The sequence below is a fragment of the Acinetobacter populi genome (assembly GCF_002174125.1).
GTDB classification, from domain to species: Bacteria; Pseudomonadota; Gammaproteobacteria; order Pseudomonadales; family Moraxellaceae; genus Acinetobacter; species Acinetobacter populi.
The window spans coordinates 75,484-99,796 of sequence record NZ_NEXX01000006.1 but is presented as its reverse complement, the minus strand read 5'-3'; the positions used below and the strand labels follow the sequence as shown (position 1 = coordinate 99,796).

General features: G+C 40.9%; 21 protein-coding genes. 12 read left to right on the top strand and 9 right to left on the bottom strand.

From position 1 onward, the window contains the following. Positions 1-49: 49 nt before the first annotated feature. Positions 50-1,465, top strand: coding sequence for a signal recognition particle protein (gene ffh / locus CAP51_RS14570; protein WP_087621488.1), 1,416 nt, complete (start codon positions 50-52; stop codon positions 1,463-1,465). 69 nt (positions 1,466-1,534) lie between these two features. Here ffh and CAP51_RS14565 read toward each other — a convergent pair whose 3' ends face one another. Genes CAP51_RS14565 through CAP51_RS14555 form a run of 3 tightly spaced genes read right to left on the bottom strand, consistent with a single transcriptional unit; the run spans position 1,535 to position 3,810 of the window. Next, on the bottom strand, positions 1,535-2,191 hold the full coding sequence (locus CAP51_RS14565; protein WP_087621487.1) for a toxin-antitoxin system YwqK family antitoxin: 657 nt from the start codon (positions 2,189-2,191) through the stop codon (positions 1,535-1,537). Positions 2,192-2,233: 42 nt separating this feature from the next. Next, a complete protein-coding gene (locus CAP51_RS14560; protein ID WP_087621486.1) occupies positions 2,234-3,004 on the bottom strand; it encodes a type III pantothenate kinase in 771 nt (256 codons plus the stop codon). Next, a complete protein-coding gene (locus CAP51_RS14555; protein WP_087621485.1) occupies positions 3,001-3,810 on the bottom strand; it encodes a biotin--[acetyl-CoA-carboxylase] ligase in 810 nt (269 codons plus the stop codon). Before CAP51_RS14555 ends, CAP51_RS14560 begins: the two co-directional genes overlap by 4 nt. Between CAP51_RS14555 and CAP51_RS14550 the strand changes: the two genes are divergently transcribed. From CAP51_RS14550 to CAP51_RS14525, 6 genes are all read left to right on the top strand, one after another. After that, a complete protein-coding gene (locus CAP51_RS14550) occupies positions 3,809-4,621 on the top strand; it encodes a sulfite exporter TauE/SafE family protein (RefSeq protein ID WP_087621484.1) in 813 nt (270 codons plus the stop codon). The genes CAP51_RS14555 and CAP51_RS14550 overlap by 2 nt on opposite strands. Before the next feature lie 207 nt (positions 4,622-4,828). After that, a complete protein-coding gene (locus CAP51_RS14545) occupies positions 4,829-5,527 on the top strand; it encodes a GntR family transcriptional regulator (RefSeq protein ID WP_087621483.1) in 699 nt (232 codons plus the stop codon). Between the two features lie 10 nt (positions 5,528-5,537). Further along, entirely contained in the window at positions 5,538-9,032 is a 3,495-nt protein-coding gene (locus CAP51_RS14540) for an AAA family ATPase (protein WP_087621482.1), read from the top strand. 3 nt (positions 9,033-9,035) lie between these two features. After that, positions 9,036-10,112, top strand: a complete 1,077-nt coding sequence (locus CAP51_RS14535; protein ID WP_087621481.1) for a cell division protein ZipA C-terminal FtsZ-binding domain-containing protein — start codon at positions 9,036-9,038, stop codon at positions 10,110-10,112. Positions 10,113-10,243: 131 nt separating this feature from the next. Continuing rightward, positions 10,244-10,882 carry a Fe-S biogenesis protein NfuA gene (gene nfuA / locus CAP51_RS14530; RefSeq protein ID WP_087621480.1) on the top strand — a complete coding sequence of 213 codons (639 nt, stop codon included), beginning with the start codon at positions 10,244-10,246 and terminating at the stop codon, positions 10,880-10,882. A gap of 166 nt (positions 10,883-11,048) precedes the next feature. After that, positions 11,049-13,241, top strand: coding sequence for a TonB-dependent siderophore receptor (locus CAP51_RS14525; protein ID WP_087621479.1), 2,193 nt, complete (start codon positions 11,049-11,051; stop codon positions 13,239-13,241). A gap of 49 nt (positions 13,242-13,290) precedes the next feature. On the opposite strand, the gene CAP51_RS14520 is transcribed toward CAP51_RS14525, so the two are convergent. Beyond that, on the bottom strand, positions 13,291-14,292 hold the full coding sequence (locus tag CAP51_RS14520; RefSeq protein ID WP_425426825.1) for a hypothetical protein: 1,002 nt from the start codon (positions 14,290-14,292) through the stop codon (positions 13,291-13,293). A 296-nt stretch (positions 14,293-14,588) separates the two neighbouring features. Here CAP51_RS14520 and CAP51_RS14515 point away from each other — a divergent pair, with 296 nt between their 5' ends. Then, complete coding sequence (locus CAP51_RS14515) at positions 14,589-15,200, top strand: carbonic anhydrase (protein ID WP_087621477.1); 612 nt, start codon at positions 14,589-14,591, stop codon at positions 15,198-15,200. Between the two features lie 78 nt (positions 15,201-15,278). On the opposite strand, the gene folE is transcribed toward CAP51_RS14515, so the two are convergent. The 5 genes from folE to CAP51_RS14490 all read right to left on the bottom strand — a co-directional run bounded on the left by folE (position 15,279) and on the right by CAP51_RS14490 (position 19,374). Further along, the gene (gene folE / locus CAP51_RS14510; protein WP_171294812.1) at positions 15,279-15,827 is read right to left on the bottom strand and encodes a GTP cyclohydrolase I FolE; all 549 of its coding nucleotides are present in this window, start codon (positions 15,825-15,827) and stop codon (positions 15,279-15,281) included. 82 nt (positions 15,828-15,909) lie between these two features. Further along, a complete protein-coding gene (locus CAP51_RS14505) occupies positions 15,910-16,623 on the bottom strand; it encodes a Smr/MutS family protein (protein WP_087621475.1) in 714 nt (237 codons plus the stop codon). A 290-nt stretch (positions 16,624-16,913) separates the two neighbouring features. Further along, the gene (trpC, locus tag CAP51_RS14500; RefSeq protein ID WP_087621474.1) at positions 16,914-17,723 is read right to left on the bottom strand and encodes an indole-3-glycerol phosphate synthase TrpC; all 810 of its coding nucleotides are present in this window, start codon (positions 17,721-17,723) and stop codon (positions 16,914-16,916) included. 13 nt (positions 17,724-17,736) lie between these two features. After that, positions 17,737-18,789, bottom strand: coding sequence for an anthranilate phosphoribosyltransferase (gene trpD, locus CAP51_RS14495; RefSeq protein ID WP_087621473.1), 1,053 nt, complete (start codon positions 18,787-18,789; stop codon positions 17,737-17,739). Beyond that, positions 18,790-19,374 carry an anthranilate synthase component II gene (locus CAP51_RS14490; protein ID WP_087621472.1) on the bottom strand — a complete coding sequence of 195 codons (585 nt, stop codon included), beginning with the start codon at positions 19,372-19,374 and terminating at the stop codon, positions 18,790-18,792. A gap of 485 nt (positions 19,375-19,859) precedes the next feature. On the opposite strand from CAP51_RS14490, the gene glnA reads away from it, so the two are divergent. The 4 genes from glnA to CAP51_RS14470 all read left to right on the top strand — a co-directional run bounded on the left by glnA (position 19,860) and on the right by CAP51_RS14470 (position 24,266). Next, positions 19,860-21,275: a type I glutamate--ammonia ligase gene (glnA, locus tag CAP51_RS14485; protein ID WP_171294802.1), complete on the top strand. Its 1,416-nt coding sequence runs from the start codon at positions 19,860-19,862 to the stop codon at positions 21,273-21,275. A gap of 222 nt (positions 21,276-21,497) precedes the next feature. Continuing rightward, the gene (locus CAP51_RS14480) at positions 21,498-22,001 is read left to right on the top strand and encodes a chorismate--pyruvate lyase family protein (protein ID WP_087621470.1); all 504 of its coding nucleotides are present in this window, start codon (positions 21,498-21,500) and stop codon (positions 21,999-22,001) included. Between the two features lie 22 nt (positions 22,002-22,023). Beyond that, on the top strand, positions 22,024-22,908 hold the full coding sequence (gene ubiA / locus CAP51_RS14475) for a 4-hydroxybenzoate octaprenyltransferase (protein WP_087621469.1): 885 nt from the start codon (positions 22,024-22,026) through the stop codon (positions 22,906-22,908). A gap of 116 nt (positions 22,909-23,024) precedes the next feature. Then, positions 23,025-24,266, top strand: coding sequence for an alpha/beta hydrolase family protein (locus tag CAP51_RS14470; RefSeq protein WP_245809178.1), 1,242 nt, complete (start codon positions 23,025-23,027; stop codon positions 24,264-24,266). The last annotated feature ends 47 nt before the right edge of the window (positions 24,267-24,313 follow it).

The window sequence follows — 24,313 nt, the reverse complement described above, 5'->3', positions numbered from 1 at the left end:
ATTGTTGGAAAGATTTTTTTGCAACTAGCCATTTTAAGCGGAATTTGCAATGTTTGATACATTAACCGATCGACTCACGCAGAGTTTAAGAAATGTCACTGGCACTGGTCAGTTGACGGAAGACAACATCAAGGACACGTTACGTGAAGTGCGTATGGCACTTCTTGAAGCTGATGTTGCATTGCCCGTAACCCGTGAATTCATTGCCAAAGTCAAAGAGCAAGCTTTAGGTCAGGAAGTCCTGCAACAACTTTCACCAGGTCAGGCATTTGTCAAAATCGTATATGACGAATTGACCAAAATGATGGGTGAGGCGAATGAGTCGCTGGATTTGGCAGCCAAGCCACCAGTGGTGATTTTATTGGCTGGTTTGCAAGGGGCAGGTAAAACCACAACCGCAGCAAAGTTGGCGCGTTATTTAAAAGAACGTCAGAAGAAAAAAGTCATGACGGTTTCTGCCGATGTCTATCGTCCGGCAGCGATCAAGCAATTACAAACTGTTTCTGGTGAGGTGGGTGCAGAGTTTATCCCTTCTGATGCCAGTGAGCAGCCGATAGATATTGTTAATCGTGCCATTGGGCAGGCAAAAATTAAATTTGCTGATGTCCTGATTGTCGATACAGCTGGTCGTTTGCATGTCGATGATGACATGATGGATGAAATTAAAGCATTACATGCGGCGATCCATCCAACCGAAACCCTGTTTGTGGTGGATGCCATGACAGGTCAGGATGCGGCCAATACTGCCAAAGCTTTTAATGATGCTTTGCCTTTGACCGGTGTGATTTTGACCAAAACTGATGGTGATGCACGGGGTGGGGCTGCCTTATCGGTACGTGCCATTACTGGTAAGCCAATCAAGTTTCTGGGTATGGGTGAAAAACTTGATGCCCTTGAACCTTTCCACCCGGAACGTGTGGCACAGCGTATTCTCGGTATGGGTGATGTACTGTCTCTGGTTGAAGAAGTTGAACGTAAGATCGACCGTGACAAAGCCGAAAAAATGGCGAAAAAGCTGCAAAAAGGCGGGACATTCAATCTGGAAGATATGTTGACCCAATTTGAGCAGATGAAAAAAATGGGTGGTATGGCAGGCTTTCTGGATAAATTACCCGGTATGAGTGGTTCTGGTATCCAAGAAGCACTGGAGAAGGCACAGCCGGAAAATCAAGTGAAAAAAATGGAAGCGATTATCCAGTCGATGACCATTAAGGAACGCCGTAATCCGGACATTATCAATCCAAGTCGTAAAAAGCGTATCGCCGCAGGGTGTGGCATGGAGATTCAGGATGTGAATCGCTTGCTGAAACAACATGCTCAGATGGCGAAGATGATGAAAAAATTCTCTAATCCATCCGGAATTAGTAAGATGCTACGCGGTATTCAGGGCATGCAAAATAAAATGGGTGGCGGTAATGGCGGTGGTGTTGGACCGCTATTTGGTGGTAATGACCAGAAGAAATAGTTATCGCATCATGTATTGTTACATATAGCATAATGGGGCATCACGCCCCATTTCTATTTAGAAAAATGATTATTGGTCAAGTGCGAGCTGGTTATTAATCTCATCAAGAATGGTTTGCTGGGTATTTTCATCACTGACTTTTTTACCTTGGTTATCCCATACTTCCTGTTTTGAAATGTCATAATTCTCATAGTCTATGACAGCTGCTTTTTGACCATTTTTATAAAAATATTCTTCATGGAAGCGGCCTTTTTCTGCGGGAGCGTAGCGATTTGCCAGTTCTCCACTTGGATAAAAACTATCAAATGAACTGATATAGCTGCCGTTTTTGAATGTGCCTTTAAATGCAATTTTACCAGTGGCGTAATAACCTTGGATCGGACCATTGACAAAGTCTAGATCAAAATAATTTAAACCTTCTGGATCAATGATCCAGTAAGGATCTGTATGTTTGTTACCCGAATCGGTAAATAAATCCTGAATCAAAAAATGACCATTGTCATCACGACCTAACAGCACACGATAAAAGCCGCCTTTTACTGGCGTATTACTATAGTTAAAGTCCTGTTCAGATGTATTAAAATACGCAACTACGGGCTGGGTCGTGGCAATTTTTGTACCAGCAATATTTTGTTGATTACTCACCGCTGTAGGTGCTGCATATATTGGTGTGACCGCAGCAAGTAAGAGGGTGAGGGGCAGGAAAGTAAAAGTTTTATTGTGCATGAATTTTCCTTTTATTTGATTGCTGTGATCATCATGGGCTATTTAATGTCGATTGGGAATGATCGAATCTTCCATTTTGCCTTGCTGTTGTTGTACATAATACTGCAACCCTGTTAGCAGTAAATCTGCTTCTTGCCTTGGTTGATATTCCTGCAAAAATTGCATAAATAAGGGTGCATCTCCACCGGTAAAAATCAGCTGATAATCGGGATGCAGTGTTAACGTATAACGAATCGCACCCAGTAGACCTAATAAAATGCCATGATGAACTGCATCACTGGTATTACGCCCGGCAACGAGATTTTCAAATGCTTGTTCAGGGATTTTAATGCCTTTGGTGCCCTGTGTCAGTGCATCATGTTGCAGATAGAGGCTGGGTAAAATATATCCGCCTTGGTGCTGGTAATGGTCTAATAGATCAATCGTCAATGCAGTACCACAACCAATAATGCAATATTTATCAGGTGATCTGGTCATTGCCAATACCTGTAACCAGCGATCAATCCCCAGTTGCTTGGGTTGATCATAGCCGGTAATCAGTCCTGCATATTGCGCCTGTACTTCGGCAAAATAAATGGGTGCATTTAGCCGGTTAAGGATTTTTTTCAAGCGTTGATTGGTGCTGTTGTCCAAGACTGAGGAAATGCCAATCGAGCTAATATTGAGTGATTTAAAATGTTGGCTTAAACCCAGTAATAAATCAATAGGCGACTGTAAGTGTAATTCTGCGCCTTGCTCAATGATTTGTTGTTCGGGATTACTGACCCAGTATTTTAACCGTGTATTTCCCAGATCTAGCCAAAGATGATTCATAATTGCTCTGCATCACTTGAGGTTGAAAGGTGCAATCGTCCATCATAACAAACTGTTGCAGCTTGATCAGGAGATTGCTGAATTAAAATTGCTCCATCATCCTGAATCCCCCGAAAAAATCCATGCAGGTCAGCTTGATGATTACGCTGGATCGTGACCCATTGGTCTTTGAACGCAGTAATATGATTAAAGCGCTGTGCCAAATTCTGGCTATTGTAATTAAACCATTGTGTGGCCTGAAGCAGAGCTAGATAGATTTCTGCTAGAAACTGGATACGATCATAATGCTGTAGGCCCAATTCTATCAGGCTGGTGGTTGGCTGACCGATCTGTGCTTGTTCAAGCGGGAAAATATTAATGCCAATGCCGACAATCACCTGATGTGCATTGATGGGTTCAACCAGAATCCCACCCCATTTGCCTTGTGGGCTGTAAAGGTCATTGGCCCACTTGATTTGTAAGTCGGGCAGGCTATTGAGAGTTGGACTATGAATCAAATTTAAGCCGCATTCAAGGGCAAAGCGGCCATCAACCGGACGTTGTAATTCAATTAATGCACTCAGAAAAATATTGCCTGGACTGGAAATCCATTGTCGTTGATGTTGACCCCGACCCTGATGCTGTATTTGGCTGATGACTAATGCTGAATGATAGCCAGCTTGATAAAGCTCTAGTATATCGTCATTGGTGGAGACAGTTTGTGATTTGCATTGAATGATTTGTGGAGTAGCATGTGCAGCTTGTAGTTGAAAAGTCAGTCGTTGCTGTTCAAGCTCGGGTGCAATAGGAGATAAGGGAATGGTCATGGAAATACTCATCTATTTGGCAATTGGTGCTTGTGCAGGATTTGCCGCAGGACTGTTTGGTGTAGGGGGTGGTCTCATCATTGTGCCTATTTTGTATTGGGCTTTTACCCAGCAGGGTTATAATCCCGAGTATATTATGCATATGGCACTGGGTACGTCATTGGCGACCATTATCATTACCTCAATCAGTTCGGTATCAGCACATCATAAAAAAGGTGCGGTGCTCTGGCAAGTAGTAAAAAATCTGGCACCCGGTCTGATGGTGGGTTCATTTTTGGGCGCAGCGATTGCCGATCTACTACCGAGCCATGCCTTGCAGTTGATAATTGGAATTTTTGCGATCTGGGTGGCTTATCGTATGTTCGCAGGTGCGCAGGTTGTGGTTGATACCAATCGCCAGTTACCAGCAAAAAATATGCAATTACTGGCAGGTGGCGGTATTGGCATTGCATCTGCAATTTTTGGTATTGGTGGTGGTAGTTTAACGGTTCCTTATTTAAACCGTTATGGCGTAGTAATGCAAAAGGCTGTTGCTACATCTGCGGCATGTGGTTTACCAATTGCAATTGCCGGTGCGATTGGCTTTATGGTATTTGGTGCAGCCAATTCCCAACCGATCAAAGGCGCAATTGGCTATGTACATATCTATGCGTTCATCGGGATTAGCGTCATGAGTTTTTTTACTGCCAAAATTGGTGCAAAAGTGGCGCATCGCTTGTCCCCGATGATGTTAAAACGCTATTTTGCTGCTTTGTTAAGTTGTATCGGTGTGTTTTTTCTTTACGAAGCAATATTATGGTACGTGTTTTAAGACTGGGAGAGTTAAAGCCTATAAAGTGTTTATTACTGTATAAAAAGTCTATTTGAGCAGGATATTTTGAATATTTTTTGAAAAATGGCACGAAATCACTAAAAATTGTCAGACAAAGCTATAGTCGTTGCTTTATATTATGCGATAAAAGTAAAACATCATGATGTGAATCATGCACACTTGCATATATTAAAAATAAGAGGTGTTATGAAACTGGATCATTCTTCGGAAGGCTTATCGGAACAGATTGCCAGACAGATTGCCGAACAAATTATTACTGGGGAACTGGTTGAGGGCGAGCGTATTCAGGAATTGCGCATTGCCAAAGAACTCGATGTGAGTCGTGGATCGGTTCGAGAAGCCTTGTTGCTATTACAACGTACTTATTTAATTGATATTTTCCCCAGACGAGGGGCAATTGTATCGGAAATGTCGGCACATCAGATTAAAATGTTGTTCGATACCAGCATTGTAATTCTGGGACATTTGGTGCAACGGAGTAGTGAAATCTGGCGTCAACAGGATGCAGATCAAATGCAGCAATTGTGCGATGAACTTGCCGAGATTGTTCGTTTAGGGGATATAGAACGATTCTATGATGCAATCTTTGATTTTTTAAGCGTACAAAGTGAACGTATTGATAATCCGTATTTATCGAGTATCTATCAGACACTTTTGCCATCGATCCGGCGTAGTTACTTTTTAACGCTAAATACCTCGCGGCGAGAGTTGCAGGAGGCATTTGAGCTGTTTAGGCTAGTGATTGATGCTATATTGATCAGAAAACCACAACAAGCCGCTTTATTTATGGAAGATTTTTGCCGACACTTACGCAACCTCGTGCTGGACTCGCTGGCACGGATGAAACAGATTGAATTGGCATGGGCTCGTCGCTCTCGCCGCTAATTGAGATGATATGCGTTTAAGTAGTTTAAAACTGGTTGGCTTTAAGTCATTTGCCGAAAGCACCACCTTACATTTTAAGGATAACCGCTCAGCCATTGTGGGGCCGAATGGCTGTGGCAAGTCCAATGTGATTGATGCCATTCGATGGGTCATGGGTGAGTCGAGTGCTAAGCAATTGCGTGGTGGCAATATGCAGGATGTGATTTTTGCCGGAACATCACAGCGTAAGCCTGTAGGTGTGGCCAGTGTAGAACTACGTTTTGAAAACACTTATGGCAAGCTGGGTGGTGCCTATAATGCCTATTCCGAACTCAGTGTAAAACGTCAGGTCAATCGTGAAGGAAAATCCGAATATTTCCTGAATGGTACCCGTTGTCGTCGTAAGGATATTACCGATATTTTCCTTGGTACCGGATTGGGGCCACGTTCTTATGCCGTCATTGAACAAGGGATGATCAACCGATTGGTGGATGCCAAACCCGAAGAAATGCGTGTATTTATTGAGGAAGCAGCTGGGATTTCCCGTTATCAGGCGCGTCGTCGGGAAACATTGCAACATCTTGAACATACACAAAGTAATTTATCCCGTTTAAATGATATTGCACTGGAATTAAATAGTCAGATTAAGACCCTAAAACGTCAGGCAGAACAGGCAGAAAAATATCAGAAATTAAAACAGGAAATTGTTAGTTATAAAATCCAGTTGTTATCACAGCAGTATATTCAGGCCTTAAGTCAGGTCGAACGGTTGACCAAGCAACTCACAGAACTGACCGAACAGTATCAGCAACAGCATAAGGCACTGGAGCAAATTGAAATAGAAGGACATTTACTCCAGCAAAAAATTCAGCAGCAGTTACCACAGGCTGAAGTATTGCAGCAGAATTGGCAACAGGCACAGCAACAGCATCAACAGGTGCTTTGGCAATTGCAACAGGATCAGGCTCAGCAAGCGCAAATTAGCCAGAATATTCAGGGTTTTGAACAGCAACATCAAGTGTTGCAGGATGAACATGTCAAGATTGCGCAGGAACTGGGACAATTGTCGGCACAGATGATTGCCAGTCAACAACAACTCCAAGATGTAGAGCAAATTCAAAAAGAAAGTGAACAGGATTTGAGTGCTTTAAATAGCCGTTTTACTCAACAGGAACAGGAGTTTAACAAAGAACAGCAGTATCTGAATCAATTACAGCAACAACAAAAGCAATTACATTATCAATTGGAACAGATGCAAAAAACTGGTTTGCGTTCCGAGCAATTACTACAGCAATTACAAGCGCAGCAACAACGTCATCAAAATGATGATACGGCCATGCAACTGGATGATTTAAATATCGAACTGGCCAATATTCAGATTAAACTTGAGCAAAGCCAGCAGTCAGAACAGCAATTGAGTCAGCAACTGCAACATCATCAAGTCCAAAAAGATGAGCTTCAGCAGCAATGCCAAGAATTGGCAATGACAGAAAAAAATTTACAACGGGAAATTGAACAAACCGAAAAATTACTGGGGCATTTACAGCAAGGACAAGGCGTGGTTGCAAAACAGCCCTTATTACAACAATTGCAACTGACTTATCAGGGACAGCAATACAGTCATTTAATTGAACGAATTTTGGCAAAATGGTTATTTGCAGAAACCAGCGATCAAATCGACTGGACCTATCAAGGGGCAAGACAGCTGCAATGTGACAATGTTCAGATGCAGGAAGATCAGTCAGGCAATGTGGCTTTAATAGATTTGCCGACAATTGAAACATGGATTAAAGCACCACTACACCGTTTATGGCAATCTATTTATATTGCACAGGATCTGGAGCAGGCAAAACAGTATTTGGGACAACTTGATGCAATCAGCAGTATTGTCACAGAAGATGGATATTGGCTGGCAACAGATTGGTGGATTAATTTAAATCTGGATGATCAGGTATCTGGTGATGATGCAAAGAATCAGACAGGTCAGGCGCAGGGACAGTTACATTACCATACCCATTTAAAAGCATTACAACAGCAACTGGAACAAGTTGTAAGCCAGAAACAGCCAGCCCAGCAGCAACTTGCAGCACTACAGTCACAATATCAGCAAAGTAAGGATGCCTTGCAGCAAATGCAGCAACACCTCAAGCAACAACAACAGCAACAACAAAAATTACTGACCGAACAAGTTAGACTTCAGGCGATTTTAGCGCAACATGAACAGAATTTATTGCAACTAAAACAGCAAGCACAGCAATTACAAAGTCAGATTGCAGAAGATGGGCAGGAACAGGAACAACTGCAATACGATATCGTTAGCCTACAGCTGAAAATTGATCAGATTCAGCCACAAGTCATGGCGAAACAGGAACAGTTTGAACAGAATAAAATACGCCTGAATGAATTGAAACAACAGGCACAGCAAGATCAGCAACAAGTCTATCAATTACATTCACAATTGCAGCAACAACAATCTAGGCATGCGCTATTACAACAGGAAGATCAGTTTCGGGAACAGAAAATCGAACATATCTCGGAACAACTACTGGATTGCAGGCAGCAATTACAACGTCTGACTGATCGGATGCAGGAAGCAACCGAGAAAGAGCAATTGGCTAAAACCAAAGCCGATCAGCAACAGCAATTATGGCTGGACTGGCAACAGCAAATCGAGCAGTTACAACAGCAACAGCAAGGCTTTAATGCACAGCGTATCACTTTGCAGCAACAGGAAAATGCCTTACGTGATCAATTGGAACAGACGCGTCTAGATTGGCAGCAGCATAAAGCCGAACAACATCATGTATTGGAGCAGCTACAACAACTTGGACAGCCAAAACCAATTGAACAACAGATCGATACTGTTCAGGTCAGCCGGGCACTGGAAAAAGCAGAGCAGCAATTTGCCAAAATTGGTGCCATTAATCTGGCTGCATTTGAAGAATTACAATTGCTGCAAGGTCGTTATGATGAATTGGACCATCAAATTCAGGATTTGCAACAAACCATCGAACAATTACAAGAAGCAATGAAGGCGATTGATCAAGAAACCAAACAGTTATTTATGAAAACCTTTGATCTGGTCAATCGTGAGTTACAGGAATTATTCCCCAAAGTATTTACCGGTGGGGAAGCCAGCTTAAGTCTGGAAGATGGTTGGCAATCGGGCGTGCGTCTAATGGCTCGGCCACCGGGTAAACGCAACAGTACATTGGCGTTATTGTCCGGTGGAGAAAAGACCTTAACGGCTTTGGCTTTGGTGTTTGCAATTTTTAGATTAAATCCGGCACCATTTTGTGTTTTGGATGAAGTAGATGCGCCACTAGACGATGCAAATGTAAATCGATTTTGTAATTTGGTAAAAGAGCTATCGCAACAGGTACAATTCATTTACATTACACATAATAAACTGGCAATGACAATGGCAACCGACTTATTAGGGGTTACAATGCCGGAAGCAGGCAGTTCCAAACTGGTTGCAGTGAGCCTGGAACAAGCCGAAGCCTATGGTATGACGATGGAGTAGATTATGGATCAAGCGTGGGAAATCATTGGAATCGTTATTGCTGTTCTGATGGTCATCATTGGTTTGCGTTTATTATTAAAAAAACCACAAACATCGCAGCCCATCGAACAAACGGAATTAATTGTTGATGCACAAAGTCAGCAACCTATTGTTCCTCGTCATTTGCGACCCGATGCAGTGAAGGTTTCCTCAACGGCTGTAGACGTTGACACGCCAGTAGCTTCCGCTGTGGCAACACAAGATGCACAGCCGCCATCAAGTGCAGAACAACCAACCCAACAGGATGTGGCAGACCAATATTCTGATCAGACAGTGATAACCTCACAGGCTTCTACTAAAACTGAACAACCTGATGAACTGGATGAGTTAATTGAGCAGTTAAAAGATGAAGCCGAGCTGGTAGATGATGCCAAGCAGGTCATTGCGGATCAGGATTCAGCATCTGAAATAGAGATTATTAATACGCTTGAGGTTGAAAAAACACAAGATAATAACCCACAAGATGCGATTGTTGAAGATATTGAGATTGAAGAAAAAGACGATGCTGAAAAAATTTCAGTTGACGAAATTGAACGTGTGGAATGGGAAAATGAAGCTGATGTCATTGATGCACATTTAAATGAACAAAATCGTCAGGATGAAGAAAGTGCACTGGCTAAAGCACAACAACTGATCGCATTGTATATGTATCCCAATCCGGGACGGGCATTATCGGGTGAACGAACCTTAAAAATGCTGCTAAAATATGGCTTGCGCTATGGTGAAATGTCATGTTTCCATCGTTATGAAGATGCCGATAAACCTAGTCCCTTGATGTTTAGTGTACTGCGGATTAATGAAGATGGTGCACCATCCGGATTTGATCTGGAAAGCTTACCTTCTGAAGAAGTAAAAGGGCTGGCATTCTTTCTGGCGTTGCCGAATCCGCATGCAGTCACAGGCTTTGATATGATGGTGAGCCTTGCGGGTTTAATGGCAAGAGATACCGATGGTATGGTATTTGATGAACAATCTCTAGAACTTACACCGCAACTGCGTGATCATTGGCGACATTTTGTGATTGAATACAAACCTGTATAATACAGTTGCAGAAAAGGGCGTTTAAGCGTCCTTTTTTACATCTCATGAGAATAAAATTAATCCGACTGTTTTACTCAAAATTTATTTAAAGATGATGTATGATAGTCATAGATATTTGAGGAGTAAGATTGATGTCAGAAATCGTTGCAAATTCAACTGTGGCTGAAGAAATACCAAATTTGATGATTACACCATCGGCACAGGAGTATTTGAAAGACTTATTGGCGAAGCAAAATACTCCTGATATTGGTGTACGTATTTTTGTGGAAAGTCCGGGAACTGCGCGTGCAGAATGCTGTATGGCCTATAGTGCGCCAGAAGATGTAGTGCCGACCGATTACAAACAGGATTATCCAGATTTTCCAGTTTTTATTGATACACCATCTATCCCGTATTTAAAAGATGCAGTGATTGATTACAACAAAGACCGTTTTGGTGGTCAGTTAACCTTTAAGGCACCCAACTCCAAAGTACCGCGTGTCGGGCCGGATGCGTCCATTGAAGAGCGTATCGCTTATGTATTACAGGCAGAAATTAATCCGGGACTAGCAGGGCATGGTGGGAACTGTAGTCTGGTAGAAGTATTTGAAGATCCAGAACATGGTCTAACTGCTGTTTTACAGTTCGGTGGTGGTTGTCAGGGTTGTTCGGCCATTGATATTACATTGAAGCAGGGTGTCGAAACCACTTTACAGGCACATATCCCCGAGCTTGGTCGTGTGATAGACAAAACTGATCACACTCAAAATGCCGATGCTTATATGAAATAAATTGTTGTGCTATAAAAAAGCATTCTATCAAGGATGCTTTTTTATGCGTATTAATAAAATAAGATAAAAGTTAATAAAAAGCTTTCTCATTAACTTTTAATAATAAGAATATTTTGATAGTATGTGCGCAATATTACGGTTTGTTAATTAAATATAGGGTTTTGTAATGGCTAGAAGTCTTGTAAAAAGCACACTTTCATTGTCAATTTTGGCATCTATTTTGGTTACTAATCCAGTTTTTGCTGAAGAAGAGCAAAAAAAAGATGAAGAAGTTGTCAAATTACAAACTATTGTTATTACCGCAGAAGAACAAGTTAAGCAATCATTAGGTGCCTCAACCATTACAGCAGAAGATTTAGAACAAACACCTGTAGTGAATGATATTTCTGAAATTGTGCGTCGTATGCCGGGTGTAAACTTGACTGGAAATAGTGCAACAGGGCAGCGTGGAAATAATCGTCAAATTGATATTCGTGGTATGGGGCCGGAAAATACCCTAATTTTAATTGATGGAAAGCCTGTAACTTCTCGTAATTCGGTACGTTATGGTTGGCGTGGAGAGCGCGATACTCGTGGCGATTCTAACTGGGTTCCAGCTGAATCAATTGAATCAATTGAAGTATTACGTGGTCCGGCTGCTGCACGTTATGGTAACGGTGCAATGGGAGGTGTGGTTAATATCATTACCAAAAAAGTGACCAATGAAACTCATGGTTCCCTTGAAACTTTTACTAATCAACCAGAAAATTCTAAAGAGGGTTCATCTTATCGTGTTGGATTTAATTTAAGTGGTCCGATTATTAAGGATGTATTATCTTATCGCTTGTATGGAAATTATAATAAGACAAAAAGTGATGCTGCTGACTTAAATCCTTTAAGTTCATCAGGAACTCGGGCTGCGGGTAGAGAAGGTGTACGCAATAAGGATATTAATGGACGTGTTGCATGGCAATTCACAGATAATCAAACATTATTGTTAGACGCTGGTTCGAGTCGTCAAGGTAATATCTATGCTGGAGACTCACAAAATAGTAATAACGATTTTATAACCGATGAGATTCAATCAGCACTTCTTGGTACCGAAACTAATACCATGTATCGTGATAGTTATGCATTAACACATGAAGGAAAATGGGCATGGGGCGATACAAAAGTTTTGGCATCGTATGATCAAACTAAAAATAAGCGTTTACCAGAAGGTACAGCTGGTTCAGGAGAAGGACGGATTAACTGTATTGATGAATCCTGTAAAGAAACATCAACACTTAAAACATTTCGATTTAATGCAGAAGCCAGTATTCCATTTGAAGTTTGGAGACCACAAAATTTAACGGTGGGAGCTGAATGGGTAGAAGATGATTTTACAGATACAGCAAATACAACACAGGGTACAGATAGCTATGGTGAAGTATTGACTAGTGGTGACCGTAGTAAAATGGATTCCCATATTGCTTCTGCTTATCTTGAAAATAATGTTAAATTCACAGATAACACGGATGTTGTACTTGCTTTGCGTTTTGATGATCATAGTAAATCTGGAGACAACTGGAGTCCAAGTTTAAATATTACTCACCATTTAAACGATTATTTTACTTTAAAAGGTGGTATTGCTCGTGCCTATAAAGCACCGAATATGTATCAAAGTGCAGAAGGTTATTTATTAGGGACGCGAGGGAATGGTTGTCCAATAGGACTTTCTCAATGCGTATTACAAGGAAATGGCGATTTAAAACCGGAAACTTCTATTAACAAAGAAATTGGGGTTCAGTTTCAAAAAGATATTCTGAGTGCAAGTCTAGCATGGTTCCGTAACGATTATAAAAACAAAATTACTTCCGGTGAAACTGTTACACAGCAAGTCATTATTGGTTCAACAACATATAATGTCTTACTTTGGGAAAACATCCCTAAAGCATTGATTCAAGGTCTAGAAGGAAGTATTGGTCTAGATTGGGGAGATATCAGTTGGACTAACAACTTTACTTGGATGAAGGACTCTGTGAATAAACAAACGGGTAATCCTCTTTCAATCGTACCAAACTATACTATCAACTCAATTTTCAATTATAAAGTTACCGATAAGGCGGATGTGAATTTTGTTTATACACAATATGGCCGTCAAAAGCCGCGTCAATATGCAGAAACTGTGATTGAAAATAATAATGGTTTAAGTCAGCAAGAGATTAAAAGTTATGGTATTTTTGGTATAAATGCAGGTTATAAATTTACTAATAATTTTAGTGGACGTTTAGGTATAAGTAATGTCTTTGATGAGCAGAAATTGCGAGATACTACTGTAAATCAAAGTTATAATGAACCAGGTCGTGCTTACTATGCATCTTTAAAATATTCTTTCTAAGTTTATTCCAAAGCAAATAAAAAGTGATCTGATTATTCAGGTCGCTTTTTTATTGCTCCAATATAACATTCACCTCATCAGATCCATAAAACTGTTCCAAATAAAATCTGGCTCGATCCAATAAATAACCCTGATCAATGACTTGATTTAAAATGGGCATAATGAGTTGATAAAGTTCTGTTCTTAATAAGTTTTCATCGATATTAATATCTTGTAAGGCCTGTGCAAAAGTATCTTGTGCATGATGTTCTACCCAAGCATTTACTCCTGAGGCGATTTGTGCCTGAAGATAATCTGTCTGACGAATATGATTCCAGACTTGTTCGCCCATTGCCACGGTTTGGGGAAGATCTTCAATCACAATATAGTGTTGCAACGTAGATAAAGGGGCTTTTTTAATTTTGTGCCAAAGTTTTGCTTGTAGCTGGTAGAGTTTGTCATCATCAAGGTGCTGGTTAATGAGTTTTTCACTTAACTGGCTTAATTTGTTGAAATTTTTATGTAAATAAAGTCGCAGTGCATCATCGAAGGTGCGGTCAGTTGCGCGTTCAATGACAGATTTTCCCATTTTCATAAAAGAGCCGACACCTGGGATTTTTTTAGCCACCACGGATTGATCTACATAGTCTTGCAGGCTCTGCTGTACTAGATTACTGATCAGCTCAATATAAACAGGATTATGAACCAGTTGTTTGACTAATTTTTGACGATGTTCGGATTTGGAAGCAATATATTGCGCAATCTGGTCAATGGTTTCTACAGGTAAGACTTCTTCAATGGTTGTATGTTCATTATGCGGATGTTGCAGGGCAAGTGTAATATGCTGCTGGATTTGCTGAATAAGATGATCGGTGGCAGGTGTTAATAAAATTTGTTGTTGCAGTAGGGCAGTGATGTGCTGTGAACACCAGAGGTCAGTGATTTTCTGGGTTTTAAACCAGTCAAAAAAGCCCAATACTTCCTGAGTTACGATCTCACCTTGCTGTAATTGATTTTTAATAAAGGCGAGATGCGCTTCGAGTAGTGCTTGAGCTTTGCTATGCATAAAAATAAACCTGAATTAAAAGCGGTAGATTCGGAATCAATAAGTGTATCAATCATAAATTACAACTTCTTCATTTAACAGCAAAATATAAAAAGGTTATATGGGGCTGTATATATCGCTTTAATATTTTTAATTTTAGAAAAGATATAAAAAGGAGAAAAAAGGATATGTAATGTTTCTATCAAAAGAATAAATCTGGATAAGCACTAAACATATTTTGTTGAAAAGGTAGTTTTTGTCTAATGACAATTACCAGTAACACTCTTAAAATGATCAAACCTTTGCAAGTTACGGGAATTTTCATGTTAAGTGCTCAAGAAGCCTTACAACGTCTTAAAGCAGGCAATCAAAACTTTATTCAAGGTAAAGTCGGTTATAAGCATCTTTCTCATCAGGAACGGGCAGAATTAGCAGAAGACCAGAATCCTTTTGCCATTATTCTGGGGTGTTCAGATTCCCGGGTACCAGCAGAAATGGTATTTGATCAGGGATTGGGTGATTTGTTTGTGATCCGTGTAGCGGGCAATATTGTCGCGCCATCACAGGTGGGAAGTGTAGAGTTTGCCGCAGAACGTTATCAATGTCCTGTTGTGGTTGTATTGGGACATAGCCATTGTGGCGCAGTTCAGGCGACCATTGAAACTTTACAGAATCCAGATAAATTGCCTTCACAGAACTTAATGTCGATTGTGAATCGGGTTCGTCCATCGGTCGAAATCTTATTTCATACCGAACTCAAAAATGATATTGAGAAGTTGTCTAAACATGCGGTACGGGCCAATGTATTTGCATCGGTGAATCAGTTACGACATGGTTCGGCAGTGTTGGAAAAATTAATTGAGCAGGGTAAATTAGTCGTGGTTGGTGCAGAATATTCACTGGAAACGGGTGAAGTCACTTTTCTGGATTATTAAGTATTCATAATAAGTGAAAATTTTCATTAAAAAAATGCCAAGTCGACGGACTTGGCATTTTTAGATCAGAAATAGGGTTTAGTAGCTTTCAGGGACAGCATTTAAAAATTCACGGCGCGCCTGTTCGTTGCTTTTCAATTCACCTAAGAAACATACGGTACGCGTAGTTGATTGTTGTTTTCCTACACCACGCATCATCATACACATATGAGCAGAATCAATCACTACGGCTACACCACGTGCACCGGTCACTTCTACAATTGCCTCGGCAATTTGCTGGGTTAAATTTTCCTGAATTTGTAAACGACGCGCAAACATTTCTGTAATACGGGCAAATTTGGATAAGCCTAAAACTCGTCCTTCCGGTAAATAGCCAATATGTACCCGTCCATAAAATGGCAGTAGATGATGTTCACACAAAGAGTAAAATTCGATATTTTTCACCAAAACCATTTCCCGATTTTCTGAGGGAAATACGGCATCATTGGTGACTTCTTTTAAATCTTTCTGGTAGCCGGAGGTAAGGAAAGCAAATGCTTTTGCAGCACGAATTGGCGTGTCCTTTAAACCAGGGCGATCAAGGTCTTCACCAATGGCGGTTAAAATATCTGAATAAGATTGCTGCATACTCATTGTAAAATTGTACTTGGCTACTAATAACAAGTTGCGCATTGTAGCAGAAAATACAGCATTTGCCGTCTTTTAGTGCTTATTTTCCTTCCTGATATTTCGGATTTTTCTCGGCACGCTTTAATAAAACCAGAACAGCACCAGTGCCACCTTGATTCTCTGGTGCACTAACAAATGCCAATACATCACGATGCTGACGCAACCAGCCATTGACGCAGGTTTTTAAAATTCCTTCTGGACCTTTACCATGAACAATCTTAATCACATTTTGATTATCGTCTTTAGCCAGTTGGATCAGTTGTAAAACCGCAGTCCGCGCCTGTTCCATAGTACAGCCATGTAAATCCACTGCTTCAAACCAGCGTAATTTACCGGCTTTTAAATCTTCAAAGACACGATTTTGCAAGGTGGCAATGCGATAGCTTAAAAATGCCTGACTGGCAACCGGATTTAATAAAGCCTGTGTATCTGATAACACAGTATCATCAGTTTCAGTGGTGCCTTCGGCAGCAATACGCTTTGCCAGTGTTTGTGCATCAATTTTTTTTGTCTTTGCTATGCTTGTAATGGGAGCAAGATCATTGGAATCTATTTTTTTTACGCCCTGCATAGCATTGGCAAAAAGTTGGTGATCATCTTGCTGTTCAGCTTGAGCTTGTTTTGCGGAACTAAGTTTCTCAGGTTGCTTGCTAGTTTTTTGTGTTTGAGTGGCGGCTTGATCAGCACCAACTTGCTTTTTAAACTGCTTTAACAAATCAAGCTGTGCTTTGGAGAGGGAAGTATCTTTGCTCATAATGTGGGAAATATAAAACAGGTTTATTTAAGTCTAGTATAGTACGAAATGTGCAGTTGGTGGAAATCTAGTAAATACAGGTACATTCTTAAACTATTGTATTTTTATTTATACTTGTTGCAGTGCTTCACACCAACATGTTTGTTTGGAGTTATATAATCGTTTTAAAAATAAGAGCTTAAGTCAATCAAAAAATTTAAGAATTATTGCTAATTAGTCAAGAAATTATATTTAACTGAGATGGAAAACAATAGCAAATGTTCAACTTGCTATTGTTTATTTAAGTCAATTTAAATGACCTTCGGTACACCAAATAACCGATTCAATGCTTGCCCTGCATGGGGTTGTTTCATAAAACCTTCACCCACCAGAAAACGGTCAATACCGTGATCCTGCATAAACTGCACCTGTTCAGGGGTGCTAATACCACTTTCGGTAATGATCTGACGCGCTGAACCTGCCATATCTTTTAAGCGTACTGTGGTATTTAAATCGACTTCAAAGGTTTTTAAATTACGATTATTTACCCCTAACAAGCATTGTTGAGGTAATTGTAGTGCACGCTCCATTTCCTGTTCATTATGGACTTCAACCAGTACGTCCATGCCGTATGCAAAAGCCACACTGGCCAGTTCCTTTAATTGTGCATCGGAAAGGCAAGCCACAATCAATAAAATGCAATCGGCGTGCAGTGCACGACTTTCAACAATGTGGTAGGGATCGACCATAAAGTCTTTACGTAACGCTGGTAAGGCACAGGCTTCCCGTGCGATACGCAGATTATCATGATGGCCCTGAAAAAAATCGACATCAGTCAACACTGATAAACAGGCTGCACCTGCTTGCTCATATTCTTTGGCAATTTCAGCAGGATTAAAGTTTTCCCGAATAATACCTTTGGACGGGGAGGCTTTTTTGATTTCGGCAATAATCGCAGGAGATTTATGCTGTAAAGCTTTGGCAAAACCACGGGTAGGCGTTGCCTGTTTTGCCAGTTCTTCCAAATTGCTTAGGCTAAACTGTTTTTGTTTTGCCGAGATTTCTACAAATTTACGCTCAACAATCTTACCTAAAATGGTATTTTGAATATCAATGTGCATTATCAATTCCTGTTTAGTTCGATTGTTCCAGTTCTTTTAAGGTACGGGTAAACTCACCCACCACGCTCATTTTTTCCAGTGCTTGTCCACCATAAATAATGTCATGTGCCAATGCCACGCCTTGTTTATAGCTGTTGGCCAGACCTGACACATAAATGCCAGCACCTGCATTTAGTGCGATCATATTGGCAGCTTTATCACCGAGTTCGGATTTTTTCCGACCTAGTGCATCCTTGATCAGTTTTAGACTGGCTGTGGCATCTTCAACTGATAATCCGGTCAGTGTTTGCGAAGTAATGCCTACATCTTCGGGCACGATGTTCCATTCAGTGATTTCGCCATTTTTTAGCTCGGCTACACTGGTTGGGGCAGCTAGACTGATTTCGTCCAGTCCATCTTTGGAGTGTACGACCATGACATGTTCTGCCCCTAATTGTTGCAGCACTTCTGCCATTGGACGACATAATTCATCAGAAAAAACACCGATAACATAGCGTTTGACACCAGCCGGATTGGTCAAAGGTCCGAGTAAATTAAAGAAACTACGAATACCGAGTTCACGACGAGGTGCAACCGCATATTTCATGGCTTTATGATGATTAGGTGCAAACAGGAAACCAACGCCCATCTCACGAATACAGCGTTCGGTTTGTTGCATATCCAGATCCAGACGTATGCCAGCCTGTTCCAGTAAATCCGAAGATCCAGATTTACTGGATACACCACGATTACCATGTTTGGCAATGGTGGCGCCTGCGGCAGCAATTACAAAACTCGAAGCAGTGGAAACGTTAAATAAGTTTTGCCCATCGCCACCTGTACCAACGATATCAATTAAATGTGGAATTTCACTGACATCAATTTTAATGGCAAATTCCCGCATCACACGTGCCGCTGCGGTAATTTCGTCAATACTTTCGCCTTTCATACGCAGGCCCATCATTAATGCACCAATTTGTGCATCGCTGGCTTCACCATTCATGATGGTACGCATGACATCTTCCATTTGTGGCTGGGTCAAATGGATATTCTTGGTAATGTTATGAAGTGCTTGTTGAATGTTCATTTATGCATAAATCTCTAAAAAATTCTTAAAAATCTGATGGCCATGTTGGCTTAGAATCGATTCGGGATGGAACTGCACACCTTCGACAGGTAATGTCTTATGTTTTACACCCATGATTTCTTCCATTGAACCATCTTTTTCCTGTGTCCAGCAGGTGACTTCCAGACAATCGGGCAGGGTCGCCTGATCAATCACCAGCGAATGATAACGTGTCGCCGAAAATGGATCGGGCAAGTCGCTAAAAATCCCTTTATCCAAATGATACATATCGGACAGACGGCCGTGCATCACGGTTTTGGCACGGACAATATTGCCACCAAAAGCCTGACCAATAGATTGGTGTCCCAGACACACGCCCAATAATGGAATTTTACCGGCAAAATGCTTAATTGCAGGAATCGAAATGCCGGCTTCACTGGGTGAACAAGGACCTGGTCCAATCACTAGGTATTGCGGTTGCCATCGTTCAATATCATCTAATGTGACTTGATCATTGCGAACAACTTTTACATCTTGATCCAACTCGCCAAAATATTGCACGATGTTATAGGTAAAAGAGTCATAATTGTCGATCATCAAAAGCATGATATTGAACCTGTTTTTATGAAAAACTATTAAAGTGGCATTAGATAGATGCATCTAAAAACTTTAAACGAAAGAGAATTGAGTTGACCTCAATACAAATTGAGAGGCGTCAACAGCTTGTAATCATAACAAAAAATATGCATGACTTAAGCAATAATTTTATCTGTGTTTGAATTAAAGGATAAGTTTAGATAATTTTTTATTTACTGTAATATTTTGGTGCAAATATTGGTAAAAAAAGTTAATTTGCAACAAAAAAGTGCATAAATATGCGATGAATTTTAATTTATTATCCTTGTGTTTATATATGGTGCATTTTATTGTGTGGGCAGTATAATAGCAATCATTCAGTCTATCTAAAATATAATTTCTTATAAGGATTTCAATGTTTTAGATAAGGAATCAAAAGTTGGTATGGGTTTTGCTATATTACTAGCAACTGAAAAGCGCACTCACTAAGTGCATATAAATTACACTGGAGCATATTGCACATGTCAAATAAGGTTCTTAAATTAATCCAAGAAAGTGGAGCAAAGTGGGTAGATTTCCGTTTTACGGATACCAAAGGTAAAGAGCAGCATGTGACATATCCTGCCGATACCATCGACGAAGATACCTTTGAAGATGGTAAAATGTTCGATGGTTCATCTATTGCAGGCTGGAAAGGTATTGAAGCTTCTGACATGATTCTGCGTCCAGATGCAGAAACTGGCTTTATCGATCCGTTCTTTGCTGAGCCAACAGTTGTTGTGACTTGTGATGTAATCGAACCTTCAACTGGTCAGGGTTATGAACGTGATCCACGTTCTATTGCTCGTCGCGCAGAAGAATATTTAAAATCTACAGGCATTGGTGATACTGCATTCTTTGGTCCAGAACCAGAATTCTTTGTATTTGATGATGTGAAATGGGACATTGACATGTCTGGTGCGCGTTTGACAATCAATGCAGAAGAAGCTGCATGGTCAACTGGCAAAGAATATGATGCAGGTAACTCTGGTCACCGTCCACGTGTTAAAGGCGGTTATTTCCCAGTTCCACCAGTTGATTCTGGTCAAGATATGCGTGCAGAAATGTGTAGCAAAATCGAAGAGATCATGGGTGAAGGCCGTGTAGAAGTACATCACCACGAAGTTGCATCTTGTCAGATGGAAATCGGTGTAAGCTTTAACACTATGGTTCGTAAGGCCGATGAAGTACAACAATTTAAATATGTTGTTCACAATGTTGCACACCAATTTGCAAAAACTGCGACTTTCATGCCAAAACCATTGGTTGGTGATAACGGTTCTGGTATGCATGTACATATGTCAATCGCTAAAGATGGCAAAAACCTGTTTGCTGGTGATGAATATGCGGGTCTTTCTGAACTTGCACTTTACTTCATTGGTGGTGTGATCAAGCATGCGCGTGCGTTGAATGCGATTACTAACCCGTCAACTAACTCATACAAACGTTTGGTTCCTCACTTTGAAGCACCAATCATGCTGGCTTACTCAGCACGTAACCGTTCTGCTTCTATCCGTATTCCATACGTATCTAGCCCGAAAGGCAAACGTATCGAAGCACGTTTCCCTGATCCAGCATGTAACCCATACTTGGCATTTGCTGCCTTGTTGATGGCTGGTCTTGATGGTATTCAAAGCAAAATCCACCCAGGTGAAGCAGCAGACAAGAACTTATATGACTTGCCTCCTGAAGAAGAAGCGAAAATCCCAACTGTGGCACATAGCCTAGAAATGGCTTTGGAAGCTTTGGAAGCGGATCACGAGTTCCTGTTAAAAGGTGGCGTATTCACTAAAGAAATGTTAGATGCTTACATCGAATTAAAAACTGAAGATGTACGTCGTCTGAATACGACAACTCATCCAGTTGAATTTGATATGTATTATAGTGTGTAAATGGAAGCCAACGTGTAAAGGAAGCCCGCATTCGTGCGGGCTTTTTTAATGTCTAAAATTTCTTGATGATTTGATTAATTATTTATCTTTATCCATTTTAAAGATTAATAGATTTTAAATGTTGTTTAAGATGGAAAAGTAAAGGGAATACATCACTTGAAAAATAATTCGAAGATGTGATTTTTCGGTTAAACTAAAGCATGTTTTTTCCGGTAAGAAGATATGCACCATTTCCAGACCAGCAATGATCCTCATCAAAACCTGCCAACTGGATTAAGACAATGGTTATTGGCGGAAGGCTCTCTTACCCAGCAATTGACTCATCTAGCAAAAGGGCAATTTCATGTTGAGCCCATTGTCGAGCATTATCAAAAATTAAGTATGGTTGATGCCCGCTGGTTGGGTATGCCGCATCAGCATCTTGCTTGGGTGCGGGAAACTTATTTATATGGTTCACAGGCACAGCCATGGGTCAAAGCCAAAAGTATTTTTCCCATATTGAGTTTGCAGGCAAAGGCGAGAATTTTTAAGCATATTGGACGACAGCCGATCGGACATTTTCTATTTCAGCGCACTACACCGAAATGTCAGCGTAGAGTGATTTATCTTGACGAAGGCTGGACCCGACAGAGCTGTTATACTTGGCATGGCTGTAAATTTATAGTACAAGAAACCTTTCTGGCACAGTTTGTCGCCTTTATTGAAAATAGTTTTAAAAGCAGTTGATTAAACTCATTCGGACAACTCTATGACCACTCAAGTCGCAACCACCTGGCGTGAGCGTTTACAGGCTTATTATTATCTTTGTCGTTTTGATAAACCGATCGGAACCGAATTGGTTTTTTGGCCGACCATGTGGGCATTATGGATTGCCGCAAAGGGTATGCCTGATCTTAAGGTTTTAGTGCTGATGATTTTAGGCGTAATTTTTATGCGTGCAGCAGGTTGTGCCATCAATGATTTTGCTGATCGTAAAGTTGATGGTCATGTGGCACGCACCAAACAGAGACCACTTGCGGCAGGGATTATTCAACCGATTGAAGCCATTTGGGTTTTTCTGGTGTTGGTGGGTGCCAGTGCCTGTCTGCTGTTCTTTTTGCCCATTGAAGCTTTTTATTGGTCATTTGGTGCATTGGCATTGGCTTTTATATATCCTTTTATGAAGCGATATACTCATTTGCCACAAGTGTTTTTGGGTGCTGCATTTTCATGGTCAATTCCCATGGCATATGCTGCCGTTGGGCAAACTCCCGATTTAAGCTGTTGGCTACTGTATTTTGGCAATCTGGCGTGGACAGTCGCTTATGATACACAATATGCGATTGCGGATCGGGCAGATGATTTAAAAATTGGCGTGAAATCTACCGCAATTTTATTTGGTCGTTATGATCTACATATTATTGCTGCATTACAAATTTCTAGCTTGCTCCTGATTAGCTATGCAGGATGGCGCGAAGGCTTATTTCCCTATGTATTGATCGCCTTAGGTGTGGTTGCACTGGATTTTATCTATCAGGCCTGGCAAACCCGACATCGTGATCCACAGATTTGTTTCTGGGCATTTCGGCATAATCGTTGGGTGGGATTGGTGATCTGGCTTGGTATTGCCAGTGCATATTGGTCAATGGGATAGTGGATCTCGACTTACCTCCTTGATATTAATTACAAAGTGCTCATTACAAAGCACTTTTTTTATGGCTTAATAAAGATGCTTAACATGGAATAAATCGTGATGTAAGGAGTACAGCGATGTTAAATAAGCATTTTAATGGAATAAAAGTTTTTGCTGTTGCGACGTTATTATCTACTGTCATAGGATTGGCCGGTTGTAATTCCGATGATGATGACCAATATTCGGGTTATCAATATTATTCTTCCGAAGTTGCCTATAGTGCAGGGACAATCCCGACAGAAGCAAGCAAAGTCGATGTCATGACCTATCGCATGCCATATGTGACGGGGAAAACCGAAAAAGCCACAGCCATGATAATGTTTCCCAAAACAGAGCGTCCCAAAGATGGCTGGCGAGTGGTGGTCTGGGCACATGGGACGACTGGTGTGGGAGATGCTTGTGCACCAAGCAAAAATCCAATTGGAGATAATTTTTCAATACTGGCCAATAGTTTGTTAAAACTGGGTTATGTGATTGTAGCACCGGATTACGAAGGATTGGGTGAAGCAGGTATTCATCCATATCTTAATCTTGAAAGTGAAGCACAATCGGCCATTTATGCAGTTAAAGCAGTCAAAGAGAAATATGGTTCCCAATTAAAAGGTACGTGGATGTCTATTGGTCAGTCACAAGGAGGCCATGCGTCACTTGGCATTGCACAATTTGCTAATGATGATGTTGATTATCGTGGTGCAGTAGCCACTGCGCCAGCTTCTAGTCTGGGTTATATTATCAGTCAGGTTGTACCACAAGCAATTGCAGATTTGGAGACAAATGGAAAACGAGAAGTAGCAATTGCAGTCTATTCCGAACTGTTAGCTTATGCGGCTTATACCACAGTAGGGATCAAGGCCTATACCCCAACTTTTGATTATCAGACCTTATTTGAAAACCGTTCAGGATTGATTGCCGCTAATGCAGAAGGGACAACAGGTGATAATGGCTTGTGTCTGGGCGATATGATGACAAAATATCAGCAGGATATTCTGGCTTATCTGATTGAGAATCCGGAACAAAACGTGACGGATTACCCTGCATTAAAAGCAGATTTTCTTAGCAATACCACAGTCGCAAAATTTTTACAGGATTCGCAACCCGGAACCCAAAAACTGAATAAGCCTGTATTTGTGGTACAGGGTAAACTGGATATGGCTGTCCCATATCAGGTAACTCAAGCTTTGGTGAACAATTTAAATGCTTTAGGGACTTCTCCACAGGTGAAATTTGAATTGGTGGAAGGTGCAGGCCATACTCAGGCCATTGTGCAGCGTAATGACGAGATTGTAGCGTTTATTCAGGACATCTTGCCAAATTCATAGTGATATGGGGATACAGTGACATAACTGGCCAGAAATCGAGAGATTTC

What these genes read in the sequence shown, in the direction of transcription:
- CAP51_RS14480 (WP_087621470.1), top strand. Translation starts at nt 21,498, where the DNA reads ATGCACCATTTCCAGACCAGCAATGATCCTCATCAAAACCTGCCAACT.
- CAP51_RS14555 (WP_087621485.1), bottom strand. Translation starts at nt 3,810, where the DNA reads ATGACCATTCCCTTATCTCCTATTGCACCCGAGCTTGAACAGCAACGA.
- CAP51_RS14535 (WP_087621481.1), top strand. Translation starts at nt 9,036, where the DNA reads ATGGATCAAGCGTGGGAAATCATTGGAATCGTTATTGCTGTTCTGATG.
- CAP51_RS14505 (WP_087621475.1), bottom strand. Translation starts at nt 16,623, where the DNA reads ATGAGCAAAGATACTTCCCTCTCCAAAGCACAGCTTGATTTGTTAAAG.
- CAP51_RS14540 (WP_087621482.1), top strand. Translation starts at nt 5,538, where the DNA reads ATGCGTTTAAGTAGTTTAAAACTGGTTGGCTTTAAGTCATTTGCCGAA.
- CAP51_RS14515 (WP_087621477.1), top strand. Translation starts at nt 14,589, where the DNA reads ATGTTAAGTGCTCAAGAAGCCTTACAACGTCTTAAAGCAGGCAATCAA.
- trpC (WP_087621474.1), bottom strand. Translation starts at nt 17,723, where the DNA reads ATGCACATTGATATTCAAAATACCATTTTAGGTAAGATTGTTGAGCGT.
- nfuA (WP_087621480.1), top strand. Translation starts at nt 10,244, where the DNA reads ATGTCAGAAATCGTTGCAAATTCAACTGTGGCTGAAGAAATACCAAAT.
- CAP51_RS14565 (WP_087621487.1), bottom strand. Translation starts at nt 2,191, where the DNA reads ATGCACAATAAAACTTTTACTTTCCTGCCCCTCACCCTCTTACTTGCT.
- CAP51_RS14525 (WP_087621479.1), top strand. Translation starts at nt 11,049, where the DNA reads ATGGCTAGAAGTCTTGTAAAAAGCACACTTTCATTGTCAATTTTGGCA.
- CAP51_RS14490 (WP_087621472.1), bottom strand. Translation starts at nt 19,374, where the DNA reads ATGCTTTTGATGATCGACAATTATGACTCTTTTACCTATAACATCGTG.
- CAP51_RS14560 (WP_087621486.1), bottom strand. Translation starts at nt 3,004, where the DNA reads ATGAATCATCTTTGGCTAGATCTGGGAAATACACGGTTAAAATACTGG.
- CAP51_RS14545 (WP_087621483.1), top strand. Translation starts at nt 4,829, where the DNA reads ATGAAACTGGATCATTCTTCGGAAGGCTTATCGGAACAGATTGCCAGA.
- CAP51_RS14470 (WP_245809178.1), top strand. Translation starts at nt 23,025, where the DNA reads ATGTTAAATAAGCATTTTAATGGAATAAAAGTTTTTGCTGTTGCGACG.
- ffh (WP_087621488.1), top strand. Translation starts at nt 50, where the DNA reads ATGTTTGATACATTAACCGATCGACTCACGCAGAGTTTAAGAAATGTC.
- folE (WP_171294812.1), bottom strand. Translation starts at nt 15,827, where the DNA reads ATGCAGCAATCTTATTCAGATATTTTAACCGCCATTGGTGAAGACCTT.
- ubiA (WP_087621469.1), top strand. Translation starts at nt 22,024, where the DNA reads ATGACCACTCAAGTCGCAACCACCTGGCGTGAGCGTTTACAGGCTTAT.
- CAP51_RS14550 (WP_087621484.1), top strand. Translation starts at nt 3,809, where the DNA reads ATGGAAATACTCATCTATTTGGCAATTGGTGCTTGTGCAGGATTTGCC.
- trpD (WP_087621473.1), bottom strand. Translation starts at nt 18,789, where the DNA reads ATGAACATTCAACAAGCACTTCATAACATTACCAAGAATATCCATTTG.